The 18,978-nt window shown below is 69.3% G+C and carries 11 protein-coding genes and 2 pseudogenes; 4 read left to right on the forward strand and 9 right to left on the reverse strand.

What is annotated here, in order from left to right:
- Positions 1-29: 29 nt before the first annotated feature.
- The 6 genes from ACFTXQ_RS16875 to ACFTXQ_RS16900 all read right to left on the reverse strand — a co-directional run bounded on the left by ACFTXQ_RS16875 (position 30) and on the right by ACFTXQ_RS16900 (position 5,738).
- On the reverse strand, positions 30-1,193 hold the full coding sequence (locus ACFTXQ_RS16875) for an FAD-dependent monooxygenase (RefSeq protein WP_382641397.1): 1,164 nt from the start codon (positions 1,191-1,193) through the stop codon (positions 30-32).
- Positions 1,194-1,202: 9 nt separating this feature from the next.
- Positions 1,203-2,402 (reverse strand): MAB_1171c family putative transporter, encoded by a 1,200-nt coding sequence (locus ACFTXQ_RS16880; RefSeq protein WP_382641399.1) that lies wholly within the window; start codon positions 2,400-2,402, stop codon positions 1,203-1,205.
- Positions 2,403-2,478: 76 nt separating this feature from the next.
- Positions 2,479-3,636 carry an MAB_1171c family putative transporter gene (locus tag ACFTXQ_RS16885; protein ID WP_382641401.1) on the reverse strand — a complete coding sequence of 386 codons (1,158 nt, stop codon included), beginning with the start codon at positions 3,634-3,636 and terminating at the stop codon, positions 2,479-2,481.
- A 32-nt stretch (positions 3,637-3,668) separates the two neighbouring features.
- On the reverse strand, positions 3,669-4,274 hold the full coding sequence (locus tag ACFTXQ_RS16890) for an ImmA/IrrE family metallo-endopeptidase (RefSeq protein ID WP_382641403.1): 606 nt from the start codon (positions 4,272-4,274) through the stop codon (positions 3,669-3,671).
- An 84-nt stretch (positions 4,275-4,358) separates the two neighbouring features.
- Complete coding sequence (locus ACFTXQ_RS16895; RefSeq protein WP_382641404.1) at positions 4,359-4,973, reverse strand: hypothetical protein; 615 nt, start codon at positions 4,971-4,973, stop codon at positions 4,359-4,361.
- Positions 4,974-5,210: 237 nt separating this feature from the next.
- Complete coding sequence (locus ACFTXQ_RS16900; protein WP_382641406.1) at positions 5,211-5,738, reverse strand: CbrC family protein; 528 nt, start codon at positions 5,736-5,738, stop codon at positions 5,211-5,213.
- Positions 5,739-8,301: 2,563 nt separating this feature from the next.
- Here ACFTXQ_RS16900 and ACFTXQ_RS16905 point away from each other — a divergent pair.
- The 3 genes and pseudogenes from ACFTXQ_RS16905 (at position 8,302) to ACFTXQ_RS16915 (ending at position 10,169) form a co-directional block, all read left to right on the forward strand.
- The gene (locus ACFTXQ_RS16905; RefSeq protein ID WP_382641408.1) at positions 8,302-8,511 is read left to right on the forward strand and encodes a hypothetical protein; all 210 of its coding nucleotides are present in this window, start codon (positions 8,302-8,304) and stop codon (positions 8,509-8,511) included.
- A 217-nt stretch (positions 8,512-8,728) separates the two neighbouring features.
- Positions 8,729-9,271: pseudogene (locus tag ACFTXQ_RS16910) on the forward strand (restriction endonuclease).
- Positions 9,272-9,680: 409 nt separating this feature from the next.
- Positions 9,681-10,169 (forward strand): DUF4265 domain-containing protein, encoded by a 489-nt coding sequence (locus tag ACFTXQ_RS16915; RefSeq protein WP_382641410.1) that lies wholly within the window; start codon positions 9,681-9,683, stop codon positions 10,167-10,169.
- Between the two features lie 21 nt (positions 10,170-10,190).
- Here the strand turns inward: ACFTXQ_RS16915 and ACFTXQ_RS16920 are convergent.
- Both ACFTXQ_RS16920 and ACFTXQ_RS16925 read right to left on the reverse strand, forming a co-directional pair.
- Positions 10,191-10,858: pseudogene (locus ACFTXQ_RS16920) on the reverse strand (transposase); the annotation flags it as partial.
- Between the two features lie 195 nt (positions 10,859-11,053).
- Positions 11,054-12,382, reverse strand: coding sequence for a hypothetical protein (locus ACFTXQ_RS16925; RefSeq protein ID WP_382641412.1), 1,329 nt, complete (start codon positions 12,380-12,382; stop codon positions 11,054-11,056).
- A 536-nt stretch (positions 12,383-12,918) separates the two neighbouring features.
- Between ACFTXQ_RS16925 and ACFTXQ_RS16930 the strand changes: the two genes are divergently transcribed.
- Positions 12,919-13,509, forward strand: coding sequence for an NAD-dependent epimerase/dehydratase family protein (locus ACFTXQ_RS16930; RefSeq protein ID WP_382641418.1), 591 nt, complete (start codon positions 12,919-12,921; stop codon positions 13,507-13,509).
- A 4,226-nt stretch (positions 13,510-17,735) separates the two neighbouring features.
- On the opposite strand, the gene ACFTXQ_RS16935 is transcribed toward ACFTXQ_RS16930, so the two are convergent.
- On the reverse strand, positions 17,736-18,857 hold the full coding sequence (locus ACFTXQ_RS16935) for an NADAR domain-containing protein (RefSeq protein WP_382641414.1): 1,122 nt from the start codon (positions 18,855-18,857) through the stop codon (positions 17,736-17,738).
- Between the last annotated feature and the right edge of the window lie 121 nt (positions 18,858-18,978).

Raw genomic sequence — 18,978 nt, forward strand, 5'->3', positions numbered from 1 at the left:
GCGTGGCGAGCTGAGCCTCGGCGGTCAGATCAGGGTGTGCCTGCCCGCAGGAAGCGCCCAGCGGTGCGGATTACCTGCTGGAGCCGGGTTCCATGGTGCCTGCCGACGGGCTGATCTCCGGTACGGGGGTGGCCCCACAGTTCCAAGAGGTGTTCGGCTGCGGCCCGTTGGGCGCGTTCTGCCAGGGTCGGGTGGGTGATGCCCTGGTCGAGCGCGGCCCGGAGCGCCCTGGCTCCGGCCTGTGCGGCCTTCAGCCCGTCGGGGTCCTGCGGGCTGAAGGCCGCGAACGCGTTTCCGAGAACGACCAGTCCGCGCGTGGGGGCCTGGTCGAAGCGATGCCACACGAGCGAACCCGGCGCGTGCAGACGTACTTCGCCGACCGGTTCGGCGTCGGCGACCAGTTTCCCCACGGCCGGGTTGGTGAAGCGCAGGGCTGCCGTCTCGAAGGCTTCCGCGACCGGGAGGTCCTCGCCTTCGAGGCAGGTCTGAGTGACCATCCACATGCCGTCCTCTACGGGCACCAGCACGGCACGACGGTCGCCCTCGACAACCTCTGTGACGCCGGTGTCCGCGGATAGTGCCGGAGCTCGGTAGAGGCGGCTGGCCGCAGGCGCTGCGGGCCGCTTCGACGACGCCACCGAAGGCTGCCCCAGCGTCCGCAGCCAGGCCGTGGCCGAGGATCCCGCACCGCTCGCGTCAACGACGAGGTCGGCAGCCACGACGTGCTCGGTGCCATCGTCAAGGCTGATGCGGACCCCGCGCACCTGCTGCGCGTCCCCCACGAGTCCCGTTGCCTGCGAGCCGTCCCACCACAGGGTCTCGCGCTCGCGGCCAGGGCGCGCCAGGACCGTCTCTCGCACCACCTGGAGGAGGAGCTCGTGGCTGCACGTCAGGCGGGTCCGGCGCGGCCAGGCCTGCGGGTCGGCCTGGCCGTGGCTGTCTTCGCCCCGGTCCGGAAAGGAGAGGGCTCCGCGCTCACGCAGTGCGCGGCTCACATCGTGGACCAGGTCGTCGAGGTCGTCGAGGCCCCCGAGGTGTACGACCTCGCCGGGGCGGGCCGCCGGCTTTGTGGTGGGGCCGGGAATGATGAGTACGTCGTAGCCCGCGTTGGAGAGGACCGAGGCGGCGAGCAGGCCGGTGTATCCGCCGCCGATGACTATGGATTCAACGCGGGTGGGTCGTGTGATGCTCATGACCGTCTTTCAGTCTGGAGGGCCTGGTCGGCAGCCGGGTGTAGTGGGCGCAACGGAATTCCGAGCTGCCTTGACCAGTGCGGAGGAGGCGAGGGCGCTCGATACGCTGAGGAGGTCGTCGGTGCAGTCGGTGGAGCTGACCGTCCACCTGTCCGCGACCGGGAGCGGCTGGGTGTCGGGGCTTTTCGTCCTGACGGCGTGCGCGATGACGGCTGCGTCCGCCTCGCTCGCCGCTTGCCGCTCTTCGGTGTTCTGCGCGACGGCTTGGCGGTACACCGCGCGGCCGGTGACCGCGTCGAAGTAGGGGCTCAGGCGTAGAACGGCGTCGTGGATGTCCCGCTCGCGTTGCATGAGGCGCAGGCCCATCGGATTCCACCAGTGCAGCGGGGGCCTGCTTGTGGGTGGGATCTCGGGCTGGATCTCCTCCCAGAGGGGCCTCAGCAGCTGAAACCGCTGGTAGTTCGTCCACCGGCAGGTTGCTTCCCGGCCGACGGGTGGCAGCAGGAAGCCGCCGGCCATGAAGAAGGCGCCGATGCCGGCGTGGCTGAACGCGCTCTGGGTGGAGGGCCAGTCCCAGTCGAGGCCGGCCCAGCGTGCGCCGATTGCCGTGTACCTCGTGATGGCGTAGGCGAGGGTGATCGCGTTTCCGACCGCGATGATGAGCAGGCCGAAGCGGTGGATGCCCGAAACCTGACGTGACCACCGCCGGCACAGGACCATCAGGGTGAAGGCCGCGAAGGAGTGCGCCACCAGGTAGAGGATGTTCATCTCGCGGATCCATGGAGTGGTCGCGTAGTAGGTGTCCAGGTCCCGGAGTCGCTCGACCGGTGCGTCGCCCATGGCGAACAGGGCCGCGATGACCGCAATCACCGATCCGTACGCGAGGATGCACCACCGGGTCGCACGGCGGATCCGGGTCGGGTCCTCGCCGCCACGCCAGTGGATCAGCAGGACGATGATGGCGCAGTCAACGGCCAAGAGGCCGGCGTAGACCAGCGGCGTGGCAAGGTTCGGGACGCCGGTCCAGGCATTGACCAGACGCTGCATCGGGGGCGCGGACGTCGCGAACAGCAGCCCCGCGACGCCCAGCAGGGCGCACAGGGCTCGGAGCAGGTTGTCCTGCGGGTTCCTGCGCAGGGCCCGAAGTTTGAGGAGCATCGCCATGAAGAGAAACGTGGCGGAGCAGATGTATCCCGCTGTCGTGCTCATCGGATTCCCCGCAGCTGTGCCCGCCCGGCAGTCCGGACCGGGGTGTGCACAGGACGGAGGGAGAGAGGGGTCATGATCAGCGGCTCTCCGAAGCGGCGGTCGATGGCCGGGCCTTGCTCAGGGCCGAAAAGGCCTGGCTGAGCTCAGCGAGCCGGTGGGTGCCGGCCAGGGGCACAGTGCCCGATGCCGGAGGCGCAATCGTGTCCGAAAGACCGTGGACACCCCGGCTCGGGACGACTGGCACGGTGGCCAGGGCGGCGTAGATCTCTGCGGCCTCGGCCTCGATCAGGGCGGTCGCGCGTGCCGGACCCTCGACTGCGGCCAGACGCTGGGCTGCCTGCAGCTGGGCGGTGTTCAGGTAAGGAGACAAGCGCAGGAGACGGTCCCTGATGTCCGTGGCGCGCTGCATCTCCAGCACCTCGATGCCCGTGAACCGAGGCATTTTCATCGGCGGGCCCGAGCCACCCCAGGGCGCAAGTGCGCGCCACAACGGCTCCATACGCTGGTACGAGAGCCATGCCCTCCATCGGTTCCCGATCGGCGGTCCGTACTCCGAAACCAGGCACGCCACCGTGGAGATGAGAGCTCCCAGGCCGGCAAACGGCGGTGCTGCATCCGTGCTCAGCCAGTCCCAGCGATCCGTGGCTGCCCACCAGCGGGCACTCACGGCAATGCCCTTGAGGACGGCGAAGGCCAGGCTCATGGCATACCCGGCCATGAGGGCCAGCAGGACCCGTCGGGTCCAGCCGCTTCCGAGCCCCCGTATCCAGCCCCAGCACATCGTGATCACGGTCAGGGTCGTGGCCGTGTGCGCCAGGAGGTAAAGGGTGATCATTTCCCGTATGTACGGGGTGTTCGCGTAGTAGGTGTCGAGGTCGCGGGCTCGTTCAACCGGTGTGTTGCTGAGCGCGAAGAGAACGCAGAAGACCACCACGATGGCGGCCGTGGCCGCCATCCACATGCGGGTGTGCCGCCGGACCACCCCCTCAGGCCCGCCTCTCCAGTGCATCAGCAGCACCAGAGACGCGCACGAGAAGAGCGACAGGATGCAGTAGACGATGAGCGCGGAGATGTTGGGCACGCCTGTGGCGTGGTTCACCGCTTCCACGGTGGGGGGCGCCGCGAAAGCGAATCCGGCTGCGGATGTGGCGAGGATGACGACGAAGGCCGGGGTCGTCGCAGAGCCGTGGTCGCGTCGTAAGCTCGGGAGCTTCACCAGCATCGCCGTGGTCATGAGCGCTGCGGGTATGTAGTAGTCCGCCCCGGTCATGAGGAACGAATCCCCAGACTCGTCTGGATCCGGCCCGCGATGCCCTTCTCGGGTACGCGGCGGGCATCCGCCTCGAGGTAGCCGCGAAAGGCATCGCCCATGTAGAGGCCGAACGCCTCGGCATCCGCCTCCTTCTGATCGTCAAAGTGAGCGCGGGCAGCCAGTGCCTGTATCTCTGCGTCGCCGAGCGATCCGCCGAGCGAGCGGGCTGCGGCGCTGATGTTGGCGGGGTGAGAGGCGTGCTCCGTGCAGTGCCCGTTGAGTACGTGCCAAACCTCGTGAGCCAGGATCACCAGCTGGTGGATGGGACTGGTGTTGCTCTCGACGACGATCACCCACTTGTCCTCCAGGTCGAGGGACAAGCCGCTGGCCGTGCCCTGGGGGAACTCCCGGAACAGCAGGTGGAGCGGCCGGAAGGGCAGGCCGTCCATGGCGTCCTTCTCCGCACGTCGCTTCTCGACATAGACCCGAAGGACCTCGAAGAGGCTGTCGGGATCGGAGGGGACGGGCCGCTCGACCCCCTCGAGGATCTCGCGGCACAGCCGGGCCATGGGGCGCTTGCCGCCCCTGAACAGCTCGCGCAGTCCCGCCATTTTGATCATGGATACCCCCACCGGAAGCTCGTACATCGAAGAGCGGCGCCGCCGCCACGGTCCCGGCGTGAGCCGGGCAGTCGGTCGGGCCTCCTACAGGCCTGCCTTCATGCTGTCGATGAAGAGATTCAGAGCATCCTCCTGAGCGGGCTTCAGCTTGGTGTCTCCCAGCCGCAGGGCGAGTTTCATCGCCTGAGAAGGAACACGCTCCCCCTCGGGACCACAGCAGAGAGCCTCGCGAATCTCCGGAATGACGCGATCGCCGAGAACCCTGGCCAAGGACTCCGGAGGCCACTCCACCAGGAGACTTGACGGTACGTCGAAGAACTTGGACAGCATGCCCGTCGTCTCCAGGCTGGGCGCGCTGGCCTTCTTCAGAAGGAGACTGAGCCACTGAGGTGTCTTGTACACGGCTCGGGCGATCTCCGCCGCACTGTAGGGCTGAAGACGCTCGATTCCGTTGGCGTCCCTGGTCGTCTTGAGACGGGTCTCCATCAGGAACTTGATCTTGTCGACGACCACGTACCGGAACTCGACTTCAGGAAGGCGCCGGCCGGCGAGAAGGGCCTTCACGGTCGGTTCGCGCAGGCACGTCTCGTGGGAGAGCTTCCTGAGATCGAGGACGTCCGCACGCTCCAAGCCCATCTCGGACAGCAGCTTGTCGAGGACCTCCAGGGTCTTCACAAGATGGTCGTACCCATCGCTCATCAACACTCCAGGCGGGGTGTGAGGGTTCCAAGGTCCGGCGCTCCGCGCCCTGCGGGAACACTAGATCACGTCAAACATCCTTGATGCAATGGTCCTTTGGTTGACGAACCCGATGCGACCGGTACGAGCTCACAGCTCCCGGCCGCGGCGCGTTCTGCCGCTGGCGCCCATGAGGTAAGCCATGCGCGGGGCGTCGTCCCTGGCGTCGAAACGAGTCGTCCCGTTTCAGAGACTCGGCTATACGACGTCGGAGTAGGCGAGATGGACCGCACAGACCCGGCACTGGAAGAGGTACGCGGTCGGCTGACCGTCCTTGTCCAGGTCGGCGAGGTACTGCTCCGGCTGCCAGCCGAGGTCACTGACCTCCGAGCGCAAAAACTCGACCGCATCCGGGCGGGCCTCAAGTTCTCGGGCCCCGGCGCGGCCGAGGAAGGCGGCACCGTCGCCGCAGTGCAGGAGCCACTGCTCGTCCTGCCACCCGGTGAAGCCCGGCGTGCATTCCGCGATGGCCCGCAGCACCTCCATCGGCGCGTCGTCCCCTGCGGCGCCTCCGCTGAAGTGAGCCTCGTACCTCGCTGCCGCATTTCCGTCCGCGATGCACCACGGACAGATGCGACCGGCAGGTTCCTCGACCGCATAGACAGGTCCTACGTAGAGGTAGCCGCGGTCCTTCCCGCAGCACGCGCACGCCGCATCGGCGGCCACCACCGATCCGGTGGCCAAAGGATCGGGATGATACGGGAACTCCGGAAGCGGCTCAGTCACGACCACCGACCGTAACAACCATCCTGAGCCCAATACCCGTCGGGTCACGCAACCCGGCCCAGAGGTCAAAAGACAAGCTTGGTACCTGCTCCGCGTCGACCGGACGGACGGCGCGAATAGCCGGCCGTCGGATGCACCCGCCCCGACCGCCCCTGCCGGTTCCCTTCCCGGAAAACCGGCGGGGGTGGTTCGCGGCTGCTCAGTCCTGACGGGCGCCCTGGATGATCCGGCCGATGATGGCCGCGGCCTGCTCTGGGTGCCTGTTTCGGATCCCCGGGGTCACAAGGTCGGCAAGACCCGTCTTGCCCCGCCCACCGGGGCCCTTCCTGCTGCACCGTTGCTCCCCGGCCCGACAGGCGTGGGTCGTCCAGCGGGCGTGCAAGCGCATGGGCCCGCATGACGCTTCCAGCACATGTCACCGGGCGGTAGGACCAGACACGCTCAATTCCCGGAGCGGCAGCCCGAACCCAGACGGCGCTGACTGAGCGGGCGGCACAGGCCCCTCGTTCTTCGGTGGGGCGTCGGGGCTGGGTGTGCCGACCTTCGTGGATGTCGCCCTGAGCCGTGCACCGGGAGGGAGCGCGGCCAGGCCTCAGGAGCGGTGGCGGTCCGGGCCGACGATGGCTCGGGCAGGCGGCAGAGGGGCGGTGCCAGGCCCCCTCCCCGCGCGTGCGGGCCGGGGCTCGGCGGGACAGGGCGCGCTTGGCACCCATTGGCGGGTGGTCGGGCGGGCAGAGTCAGCTGGCGACGTTTGCGCAAACGACGTAAAGGTCCCAAGTAACTGAGTCCTCGTGTGGCTCGTTATACACGCCGATTCTCCAACCGGTTCCGTCAGGAGTGGGCGCGCTTTCGATAATGCGGGGGTCGGTGAAGGTTCCCTGCACGGGAGATGCACCTCCGCTCAGGGCCCGCTTGCCAGCGGGACACTGGCCGGTCCTGAATGCAGCGGAATTCGGAGTAAGGGTGACCGTATCGAACCGGATCACCTCGTAGCCGGTGAGCCCGCCGCCATTGGTGGGGGGTGCGGGCGTCGATGATTGATGGCAGGTGGCTCCCTGACTGACCTGGTTGTGATCTCCGTTTACGTTGTTCTGCAGGCCGCATACCAGCGGGGACAAGAGCCCGGATAGCAACCCGTCATCCGCGTAGGCGTTTCCGACGCCGAAGCCACCGACAGCGGCGATCGTCGCCGCGGCTGTCACCAGGGTCCCTAGAGTTGTACGCACATCGACCTCCCGTACTTCACGCCGATTGGGCTTTGCGCTGAATGTATGAGTCAGGAGTCGCAGGGTGGCCGACCGACATGTGAGAGTCAGCCGTTCAGCGCCGTCGTATGTGCACGTATCGGGTAACGCGAGTTCGGGAACGCTGTCGCGGGTTCCCGGCTCGACGCTTCTCGCCCACGGGCGAGCAGCGAGCCAGACGGATCGACCGCGACCTCGGCACTCTGTGGCAATACGGTTCGATGCCAGTCAAAGCCCTACCTGTTTCTGAGCGTCGGCCGTGTGTGACGCCCGGCTGCGAGCCATGTGCTGGGCTGACCGGCTGCCGCCGTACAAGGGAAAGAGCGCCTGCCGCAGTGTGCCCAGCGTCCGTCGGACGACCGCCGTCGCCATGCTGTCGACGCGGTCCGCCGCACGGCGGCCGGAAGATGTCGGTATCGGGCCAGAAGGCGATGGTGGTCCCGCCTCTGGTCGTCGGTCCTGCGGTGGTGGGTGGGGTGAGCGCGACGCCACGCGCGTACTCCTGGAACCAGCGGACCCCCTCGCGCCGCACCTCGGCTGTCAGACGGCTCGACAGGGCGTTGGTGACGCAGGGTCCGACGCCGAAGAGGCTCATGGCCACAGCGTGACGGCCGCCTGGCTCCGCCCCAGGGTGCATTTGGGTCAGTAGGGCTTCGAGGCCGGGACCGCCGGTGTCCCCTGCGGCCTCGACGGGGACACCCGGCCCGTCGTCGGCGACACGTATGCCGCCGTCAGGCGTGAGGGCGACGTCGACGGTGCTGGCACGGCCGGCCAAGACTTCGTTCACTGCCCGGCCGACGAGATCGAACACCATTTGGTGCAGGCCGCGTTCGCTCGTCGAGCCGATGTACATCCCGGGCCGCTTCCGAATGGCTTCCCACCCCTCCAGCACCTGGATCTGGCTGGCGCCGTATGGGTTGGCGGCGTCACGCATGAAGTCCCCCAATGGCGTCTCCAACGGAGCCCCCAGCCTAGGCGGATTTAGGGAAAATGCCAGGTCAGCCCCTATTCGTCGGGGGCGTGGACGGGCGGGTGGGCGCCTGCTCGGAGGACGTGGGCCCAGGGATCGCGCACCGCTGTCGGAGGCCAGCCGGAGGCCTGCGGAGACCGCGGCAGGCCCCTTTCCCGGCGGTCCCGAGGCCCCGATTCCGATGCGTCACACGCCTGCCCGGAACACAGTGACCGGTCACTTTAATTCGGCCAGCACGTTGCATTACCGCCAATCCCCGGCAATACAGCCACACCACCGCTGACCTCCCGCTACACAAGAAGCCGGGGGCTGTCGTCCACTGCCCCGATTCTGGCGGGGGGCTGGGCGCTTGCTGACGATCAACGTGGCAGTACTGCTGATGATCATCGTTGTGCTGCGGCTGCGTCGGCGCACCGAAGCCCGGAGCCGGTTCGACGAGAAGACGACCGTAGTCATCGTCCTGGCGCTGGGAATCATGCTCGCCCCCACCGACGTGGGCCAGGGCATCGCCGGCTTCCTGAGCCAGCTCGTCAGCGGTGTATCCCAGGCGGGCCAGTGACCCCGGTCGACTCTCTCCGCGCAGGGCTCGGGCGGCAAACAGCGGGCTCCCCGTCGGCGCGGAGGGGCCGGTGAGCGGGCGGCGTCGGCCTGTACACCGGTCCCGTCGGCGGAAGAACCAGCGCTTGGAGCAAGTGCTCCTGGCCGCTCTCGGGGCCACGGTCGCGCTCAGCCTGGCGGCCGCGGCACTGCGTTGGCTCGGTGAGCATCCCTGGGTGATGGTCCTCGCTGTTCTGGCAGCGGCCGGGGTCGGCGGGGCCTGGCTGTGGCGTCGCAGGGAAGCAGCGCGATGGGAGCAGGTTCGCGCGCAGGGCCTGCGCTACGCGGTGGAGCAGCTGGACCGTCTGCACCACACGCAGTTCGAGTTCGCAGTGCGCGACCTCATGCACCGGGACGGATGCGCGGACGCGTAGCGGGTCGGCGGACGCGGGGACAACGGCGCGGACGTGAAGGCAACTGATCCGTACGGGCGGCGCTGGGTGATCCAGTGCAAGCACCGCAAGGCGGGCTGGTCCGGGAAGCCTGTCGGCACCCCTGATCTCCACGTCCTCAACGGCACCGGTCGACAGGTCCACCACGGCGACGTCCTGGTCATGCTGACCAACGGCCGGATCACAAGCAACGCCGTGGATTTCGCCAAGGACCAGCGCCTGCACCTGGTGGACCGCCGGGTGCTCGCCGAGTGGGCCGCCGGCTCCCGCCCCCTGTGGGAGCTGCTCCGCTCGATACCTCCGCCCCGGCACCAGTCGCCCCTCTCCTAGATGCAGGCGGGAACTGCAGCCTGTGCACGATGTGCGTGCCGACGTGGGTACCTGTTCCTAAGCCCAGGTCGAGGCCGGTGCCGGGTGAGATCCCTTCGGCCCGCGTCGCCTATGAGTCGTCCCTACCCCGTAACGGATAGCGGGTTGGTGCAGTTCGCCTTGTATGAAGATCAAATCTCTGATCCGTCAGTGCCAGAGCCCGAGGTTCGGCATGCCGTTCCGCACCAGGAAGGCGGAGACAACACCCGAGTGAACGCAAAACTGTCGACGGCTGGAGGAAAGACCGTCACAGTGCAGCCCGACCAGGCGATGAACTTCGCCGCGGACCTGACGATCGCCTCCGCAGGGACACCTTGCTGAGCTTGTCCTTAACTCAGGACCGGTGCGAGGCCTCGTTGACAGTCGGCGCATGATGGCCGTCATGGAGAACGTAGTCGAGAAGATCAAGGTCTGGTTCCGGTTCGTCCCTCGCGAGGGATGGTTCCCCCAGGACACCGAGGGCCTGTGGGCGACGCCGCTCGGCAATGACACGGCGTGTGTGCAGAACATCCCGTTTCTCCAGAATGGGGTCGCCGAGGGCGATGTAGTGCGATACCAGACCGACGCCGACGGGCTCCACTGGGCTGTCGGGCGGGTCAGTTCGTCCGGCAACTGCACGATCCGTGTGGTACCTGTGCCCACCGGTCTCCTGGGACGCAGTCCGCAGGCGGTGCATCAGCGCCTTTCAGTGTTCGAGCTCGGAGGCGAGGTCTTCAGCGAGGACTTTCCCATGGTGGCCTTCACCGCACCGGCAGGCGCGGACTTCGCCGGAATCAAGACTCTCCTGGCACAGGGGCAGACAGAGGGATGGTGGCACTACGAGGTCGGATGTGGCACCGACGAGTGGTGGAACGCCTGAGCCTGCCGGCTATCCGATTCGTCAAGATTTGGTGCCGACCTTGTGAGGTGAGGGTCGGGCGTATGACTCGCCTGTGGCGAGGACGCGTCCGACGTCATATCGGGTGGCGGGCCGGCGGCCGGGGCCCGGTCGAGTGGGTTTCGGTGCACGGGCTGGCGTGCCCGTCTTCGCGCGGAGGTTCCTGAACCCCCGGCGGACTCGGGCGGGGGTGAGCCTGTTCGGTTCCGCTGGCCGTTGCCACGGCCGACGGAGGTCGCGCGCGAGTGGCCGGGCGAGCCGAAGTTGGGCGTGGGCGGCCAGGACGAGCCAGGTCCAGCGGTCGGCCGCGGCGGAGTCCCGGAGCTTGGGTCGGGTCCAGCCGAGCGTCTGCTTGAGCAGGCGGAAGGTGTGCTCCACGTCGAACCTTCGCAGGAAGGCCTGCCGGCATCGGTCGACGCCCTCGGGGCGGGCGCCGGTGCGGGACCACCAGAGCCAGACGGGCTGTTCACCCCGCCGCTGGGCAGTTTCGCGACCGTCAACCTGATCACGGTGCCCTCGATGATGGGCAAGGGGCCGTCGTGATCACCCCACGCCGCCCGGCGCGTCAGCCGGGGGTGTAGCCGGTCCCAGGCCTGCGCGGTCGCCGTCCCGTACCGCTCGGTGTCGGTCACGGTCACCACCGCCACCTCTCCCCAGGTCTGATCGCCTGCTTCTTCCTCCAGGGCCTCGCCTGGCAGACGCCGGCGACCCCACCGGCCACCAGTTCTTCACCGATCTCGGCTTCTGAGGTCCTGCGCCGTCGCCCCCGGGCAGCGGGACGGCGGGACGCGCGAAGGCCCCGCCTGCAACCCAACCGCAGGCGGGGCCTTCGCCCTGCCGTGCTCGCGGACCGGCGCGCGGGGCCGTCAGGGAGCGGCAGCGACGTACACGACCTGGCTCACGGCGTTCTCGAACTGCGGCGCGCCGGTGTAGGTCGCACGCCAGTAACCCGCCCCTGCCTGCGGGGCGGTGGTGGAGAAGGCGTAGCCCTCACCGTTCCCCCTGGCGTTCGGCACGGTGGCAACGGTGGTCCAGCCGCCCTTGCCGGTGGCGGAGTACTGGATGTTCACTGGGATCGTGCCCGGCGTCAGGTTGCCTTCGAACCTCATGCTGCCGCCGACCTCCACGGTCGCGGCATCGGAGCGGGTCGCGGTGAGGGACCGGAACGCGGCGGGCTGCACGACCATGATGTCGACGCTCGCCAGGGCGTCGGCCAGGAACAGGTCGTCGCTGCGCCAGCCGACCGCGATCGAGGAGTTGCTCCAGAGCGGCTCGGTCGCCGGGAAGAGCGCGTTGCCGCCGGCGTCCGTGGTGCGCTGGACGAAGTCGCCGAAGGAGTTGGAGCTCATCGTCTTGCCGGCCAGCGGCTGCCAGCCGGTGGGCGAGTTCCAGAGCAGGGTGGCGCTGGTCGAGTTCACCGTGCCCTTGAACGGGACCTTCCGCTCGCTCGGGGTCTCGACGATCTTGGTGGCGGTCTTCTTCACCGTAATCGGGAAGGTCTTCGAGGAGGACTGGTTGTAGAAGACGTGGTTCGGGTCGTACCGGAAGGCCGCCTCGATGCCGTTCTGGTATTGGTCGGTTACCGGGAGCGTGGCGGAGAAGCTGCCGTCCGCCGCGGTCGTCACCTCCGCGTACTCCATGTACGAGTTGACCGCCACGGTCAGCCCGCCCATCGGGGTGATGGCGCCGGAACCCGGCCACTGGCCCATCAGGTGACCGCTGATGGTGACGCTGCGGTGCTGGTAGTCAACCGTGGTGCGGTCGACCTTCGTGTCGTTCATGTTCGTCTGCACGGCGTAGTAGAAATAGCCCACGCCGGCGGCGGAAAGCGTGTCGCCGCCCTCGTCGGAGGCGGACACGTCGATGCGGTAGCTGCCCAGGGCCGGCAACTGGATGCGCCCGCGGTTCTTCCACGTACCGTTCTGGGCGGTGCCGGAGGTCAGTTCGAAGTTCCCCACCGTGGCCACGGTCTGCTGGGTTTCCATCGAGTACAGGCTGACCTTGACGTTCTTGACGGCGCTCGGCGCGGTCAAGGACAGGACGATCTTGCCGTTGTTGGTCCAGTCGTTGTGAGCTTCCTGGACCGTGATGCCGGTGACTCCGCTGTCCGCGTGCGCGGCCGTGGTGCCGCCCAGTACGAGACTCCCGGCGGCCAGCGCTGCGGCACAGGCCAGCAGGGCACGACGAGTTGCCATTGTTCCCCCCTTGTACACCGCTGTGTCGCCGACTGGCGATCAGCAGACGGACGCTACCAGCACCCCGGCCCCGTCCTCCAACGTGATATGCGGGACGTGGCGGGGCCGCGGTCACGACCCAGCAAGGCTGCGGTCAAGATCCCGCAGGACCGGAGCGGGAGCGGTGCCCCGCGGGGGTGCCCGGGCGCTGGGAGGGCTTCGGGTGGCTCAGGCGAGTACGGCTCCGGTACGCACGGCGAACCCCCGAAGGCCTGGCAGGCGTGCCGGACTGTAGAGCAGGCTCGACGTCAGCGCCCGCAGCGCCGGGCGCCGGACCCTCTTGCGCAGCCTCTTGCTCGACACGACGCAGTGCGGCGAACTCCTGCGCACTGACGGGGACGCACGACACCACTGCCTGTCGCCGCACGGCGACAGGGCGTGCGAGCGGAGCCGAACCCCCTCCCGCACGGCGCGCCGTGTAGGACGGTGTCGGCAGCAGGCGGACGGCACTGGGCCGTTACGCTGCCCGCACCTCCCCGGAGGCACCCTTGAAGATCTTGATCACCGGCGGCTCCGGCTTCATCGGCTCAGCCCTCACCCAGGCCCTGCGCATCGCCGGGCACACGGTCAGTCCGCTCGACAACCTGTCGGTCACCTCCACGCGCCCGCGCCCACAAGACCTCCAGGTCCGCGACGTCCGGTCGCTGACCGCACGGGACCTGGACGGCGTGGACGACTGCGATGTCCCGGATGCCGGCGACCGCTTCGGGGGTGATGTGGGCCAGGGCGGGCAGGGCGTGGTACCAGCCCGGGGTGTTCAGGCTCTGGTGGAGGATCTCGATGGCCGCCCGTTCGTCGGCCGGTGCGTGCGGGACTGCGGCCAGGGCCAGGTGCTGGACGGTGCGCGTGAAGGGGTCGTCCGGCTGGGCAGGGTCGATCGCGGGCAGCGGGTGAACCGGGACTCGGGCGAGCTGGCCCGCCACCGCTGCGAGCGCTGCCGCTCGGCTCCGTGGATCGGTCAGCCTCTCGGCCACCCGGCGGGCTGCCACCACGTCGCCCCGTGCCGCGTGGACCACAGCGAATCCGGCCGTGGGGAAGTGGTCGGGCCCCCGGTTCGCCATGTCGCGGGCCAGCCAGTCCAGCTGTGAGCCGGCGTCCTCGCCCGCGCCGATGCGCAGGAGGGCGTGCACCAGGACCGTTTCGGGCAGCCATGTCTCCGGCGCCTTCTCCGCGTAGGCAAGTGCTGCCTCCTTCACCTCGTGGAGGAGCGGCTCGTACGGGTCGGTGTCGCCGGTAGCCGGAGCGAGGTCGGCGAAGCGCGCCAGCAGGGCGGACAGCCCTCGGGGCGCCTTCCTGCCGGCGTGCAGATCCTCGAGGAGCTGGAGGCTCAACTCGCCCGACCTCCGCGGATCGTGCTTCGCGAGCCCTGCGGCCACCGCGATGCGGGCCAGCCGGTCGGCCTTCCTCCACTCCGCTTTCCTGCTGCGGTCGGCGGGGACCACGTGCCGACGCAGGAGGCCCTCCGCAGCCTCCGCCTTTCCCGCGCAGGCCAGCGCCTGCGCGGCGTGTGCCCAGGCTCCGTCGGGGGCAGGACCACCCGAGGCTTGAGCCGCCTGGTGCGCGTGCCTGCGCGCGGCGGTGAGCAAGCCGGCGTCCGCGTAGGCCACTGCCATGGCGGCGTGCATCCGAGCCCGGGCTTCCGGTTCCGGAAACGAATCGAGCAGGGACTCTGCACTGTCTGCGGCATCGATCCGTACGAGTGCTCCGGCCAGGGCCGGGATCCACCGGGGCGCGCGATCCGTGCCCAGCCCCGCCACCGGTAGGAGCGCCAAGGCCTCCTCCAAGCGGCTCTTGGCTTCACCGTCGTTTCCGAGGTCCGCCAGACGAAAGGCTTCATCGGCCAGTCGTACGGCCTCGGAGCAGTCCTCGTTTCCGTCCACGGGGTCGACGTGGTCCGGGTCCGGCAGGTCACCCGGTGCGCCGGGGAGTAGCTGTTCCAGCGGCTCCAGGACACGGCGGATCTGTTCCGTCGGCATACCGGTGTCGGTGAATGCCCGGCCGAGCCGGGCGATGGAGTGGTGGAAGCCGAACTCCAGGTGGAAGGCGTCCGCCGCCGACATCGGAGTGGTGCCGGTGAGGAGCAGCGCCTCGACGTGGGCGCGGGCGAGCTTCGCGAGGCGCGCGGCTTCGTCCGGCCGTTCCTGCGCCACTGCCGAGGCCGCGTCTGCCAGTACGGAGACGTTCTCCAAAGTCGGAGCCGCTTCCCACACCGCCCGGGCGTGCTCCATGACGCGGTCGTGGAGCCGGTCCGCGCGGTCCGGAGCCGCCGCCGCGACGGTTTCCCAGATCTGGACGGCCACCGCACTTCCCTCCCCCAGCACCTCGGCCAGATCCTCGGCCTGCTCCTCCAGTTCGTCGAGCAGGTGTGCCGCGGACTCCGGTCGGTGCGGCCCCAGCAAGCGGGCCGCCGCCGCCCAAGCCTCGTACCGGGTGGTGCTCAACCCGCGGGTCGTGCGGAGGAGTTCCAGGCCTGCCTCCACCTGGTCCGTGGCCAGCAGGGCGAGCGCTGCCTGGCCGGTAGCCGCCTCCGCCTCGTCGCCGGCGTACCCGAAGGGTCCCGCCTGGCGAAGGGCCGTACGCGCCCACTCCCCCGCCTCCCGCGCGGCACCGCCCGCCTCCTTGTGTCCCATCTCCGCCAGTACGCGGGCCACGTCGGCGAAGTGCACCGCCTTCGCGGAGGCGTGCGGGGACGCCCCCGCCAGCGCCCTGGCCCGCCGGACGTCACCACCCCGGGCAACCGTCCGTGCAACGGATCGCGGCAGGGGCCGCGTGTGCGGGAGAAGCCACTCCCGGGACACGGCCACCCTCGCCGCCGTGACCAGGTTCGGCGGCGTGCGGCCCGTATCGGGCGCAGCGACCAGGGCGAGATCGGCGAGGGCGACGTCCGGTCCGGAGCGCTGGACGAGGCGGAGCTGGCGCCGCGGGTCGAGGACGAGGTCCGCGAGCCGGTCGGTGTCCCCGCTGTGCCGCACGAGCCGCGTGTAGCCGGTGAGCAGGTAGTTCGAGGTGTCCTCGGGCCAGCCCTTGTCGCGGTGGTCGTCGGCCCAGGCGTGCAGGCGCTGTGTGTACGTGTCGAGCTCGGCCTTGCCGAGGGCTTCGGCGGCGGCCCGGTACAGCTCCTCGTGGGCCAGGACGAACGTCTGCCGGCCGGCTTCGGCGTCGGCCTGCGCCTGTGCGCCCATGGTGAGGTGGTCGGTGTCGGTGGGTGCCATGTTGCGGCCGACGACGCTGCGGAGCCTCTTCTGGACGTCGTACGGCCTGACGCCGGCAAGGGCGGCCATGTCGGCGCCGGTGAGGGCGCCCTGGGCGGCGACGAGCAGGCCGAGGAGTGGGGAGCCGGTGCGCTCGTCGTCCAGCAGGGCGTCCAGCTCCCGCAGAGCGGTGTCCCGGATGACGTGGGCGGCGGGCGAGGAAGCCAGGCGGTGGACGATGCCGGGATCCCGCAGCGGGTGGCCGTCGGCGACGTCATGCGGGACCTGTGGGTGGGCGCGGCCGGACACGATGACGCGCATGCCGTGCGGGGGGTGCTTGGGAAGGAGCGCCGCGATGCTCTGGCGGCTGGGGCCTGCGTCCGCGTCCTCGTCGAGGCCGTCGACGATCAGCAGCAGGCGCCGGTGGCGGCCTGCGCTGGCCTTGGCGGCCTCTTCGTACAGGGCGGGCAGGGGCCCCGGCTGCCCGCGCTCAGCCGCCCGGAGCTTCCTGCCGGCCACCGCAGCGAGCTGCTCGCCGATCGCCAGGAGGAAGTCCTCCCTGCGGTTGGTGCCCAGGCGACCGGCGACGAAGTGGTGAACGGCATCGACGCCGGCGGGGAGGCGACGTGTGGCGAACCAGGCGAGCAGGGCGGTCTTGCCAGCCCAGGCATCCGCCTGCCACCCCATGTATCCCGGGGCGCCGTCCGGGGCGGCGGCGAAGGCCGCCAGTGCGTCCAGTTCCTCGTCCCGGCCGACGAACTCGTACGGCAGCACATCCTGAAGGGCCTGGGAGGGCATTCCGTACAGCCGGCCGGGCGACGCGGCGCCGACGCGCGGGCCGCGGCCTCCCTGTCCGCTCTTGCTGACGGCCTGTGCCGCCGCGAGGCTGACGCGCCAGGTTTCGTTGCCCGTGCGCCGGTGCTCCGGGGAGCGCTGGGCTGCCTGGCCTTCGAGGAAGGGGATGAGCACCTTCAGTACGTAGTGAACGTTGCTCGGCTTCCGGGGCACCGAGTCACCCTTGAGCCATTCGCTGAGGCTGGAGGTGGTCACCTTGAAGCCGCCCTGCTCGCCGAGGCGAATGAGGCGTTGGTACCCGAACGCGGAGCGCCCGCCTGCGGCTGCGTAGAGCCTCAGCAGATCCCGCGAGAAGGCCAGACCCTGGTTCTCCGGAATCATCGTCATCCCCTCCTGCTCTTCCCACCCGCAGCGGCGGCGCGCTGCCCTGCTCACGCTGCCGATTCTGAAGCAGCATCCGCACAGCAGTGACACCGTCCGGTAGCCACAACACATCCGAGTACTTGGGCTTACTCGGAGGTGATGTCCTCTTGCTCACTGCTTCAAGTGGCCCACACCTCAAGCCAATTCGTGCTTCCATGAGGATGAGACCCCTCATGGAGGAGCGTCCTGCGCTGGCAAGTCCTGCCCACCCTGGGAGGACCTTTCAGCACAGGAAGGCATCCGACATGCGGGTTCGCTTAAGGGAGAGGCTGCGGAAGTCCGACGTACGTCGGCTTGTGCGGACCGGCGTCGTGTGGCTGTTGGCCATCGTCGTCGCGGGGTTCATCTCCGCGGTGATGGCCAAGCTGGTCGACGCGGTGTGGTGACGGCTGCTGCTCGACGTACCCAAAACGCCGAGCAGCAGCCGAGGTCGCCACTCTCACCCGGCCCCTGACTCGTCGCCACGGGTCAGGGGCCACCTGGTGGGAGGACGCTCCTGCAAGCAGCCAGGATTGCCGAAGTCAGGCACGCCTGCGCTCGCCCACAGACTCCTCCAGCCTAAGACAGGCGGGTGCCCGAGGAGTGCAGTTCATACGGGGGCTGCCGCCGGACTCGCGTAACGCCCGGCACCCTCGCAGCCTGGCCGTCCCGCGCCGCGGGGCGCTAGTCTCGGCCGGTGCAATACCTCCCGCCTGCGCGGGGATGGCCCGTCGGAGGTGTTCTCACCAAGCCTTCAGCAACTCCCCGCGTACGCGGGGATGGCCCCTTGTACGCCGGACTCGACGTCATCTTCACGGCTTGCCCCGCGTGCGCGGGGATGGCCCGCGTTAGGAGCAGAGCCGCTCCCGGCCCCCGCGTGCGCGGGGATGGATCCGGCTCCGCCGCGCGGCTGACAGCTGGACCGGTCACAGCCCGGGGATCCCGGCTCGCCGCAGATGCAGTTCGGAGCGGACGAGTTCGAGGAGACGTCCCGTCCAGTTGCGGCCTCGGCCGGCATTGTCACCCCAGAAGGTCGAGTCCGCGTCGTCGTAGATCACGGTGGCGTCGTTTGTCGCCAGCAGGATCTCGGCCAGCTCGGGATGCTGGTCGTACTTGGTGCGCAGCAGGCTGGTCATGACAGCGGTGCGGGCGTGCTCCCAGCCCTCGAGGCGCAGGGCTCCGGCCGCGATCTCGCGTGCTTCGGCAAAGGTGTCCGCCGCCGCGATCGCGGCGCGGAGCCCTGGCTGAGCGACCGACAGGGCCCAGTAGGCGTGGGCGACGGAGGGGTAGACGGCCTCACCTACGGTGATCGGGGCGGGGTAGTCGTTGCGCAAACCGAGCCGGCCGGGGTCTGCCTGCGGCTCATTCGGGTACACCTGGTACAGGTGGACGGCCGGAGCGTGCGGAGCCGCCGGTCCGTCTGCTGGGACCCGCGTCTGCCGCTCGGCCATCCAGCGGGCCCGCTCCTCGAAGTACCCGAGGGCACTGTCGTACTGCTCCTGCGTGACCGGCGGCTCGGTCGGCAGGTAGGTCCGGCCTCCGGGCCCTGCCACCAGAGCCCGTAGCGGCCCGTCCTTCCTGTCCATGTCGCCCAGCGCGTAGCGGCGCTGCGAGACAGGGATGGCCAGGAAAGCGGTGCGGGCCGCGGCCCGGTTCTCCTCTGTCCGATCGGCGAGGAACGCGTCGACGGCGGCCAGGCAACGGCCGGTCGAATCGGGCCGCCCGTTCAGCTGGTCGATGGTGTCGCGGACTTCGGCAACCAGCACATCGGGGGTGAGCCAGCTCCGGGGCTCGCTGAACTTCCAGTACGCCAGATCGTGCGCGGATGCCTCAGCCCCGTCGGGCAGTGTGGTGGCCACCCAGCCGGTCCGGAGTTTCTCTTCGAACTCCTCGATGGTGACCAGGCCCCAGCAGTTGATGAGTCCGTCGGCGTAGATGAAGAGGTCGGTCAGGTAGTAGCGGCCGCCGTTGCGGATGAAGGCGTGCCGCCAGGTTCCGGGTATGCGGACGCCGTCCGCGGTGCGATGGGTGATCCGGTTGCCGATCATCTCGTGATTGTGTCCCAGCAGCCGCCGAGGAGAGCTTGGATTTCGAGCGGGCCGGGGGGGGGGGGGGGGGGGGGGGGGGCTCACGAGGGAGCCACATCACCCCCCGAAAGACGGGCGCGAT

The organism is Streptomyces sp. NPDC057010, assembly GCF_042673805.1.
Lineage (GTDB): Bacteria > Actinomycetota > Actinomycetes > Streptomycetales > Streptomycetaceae > Streptomyces.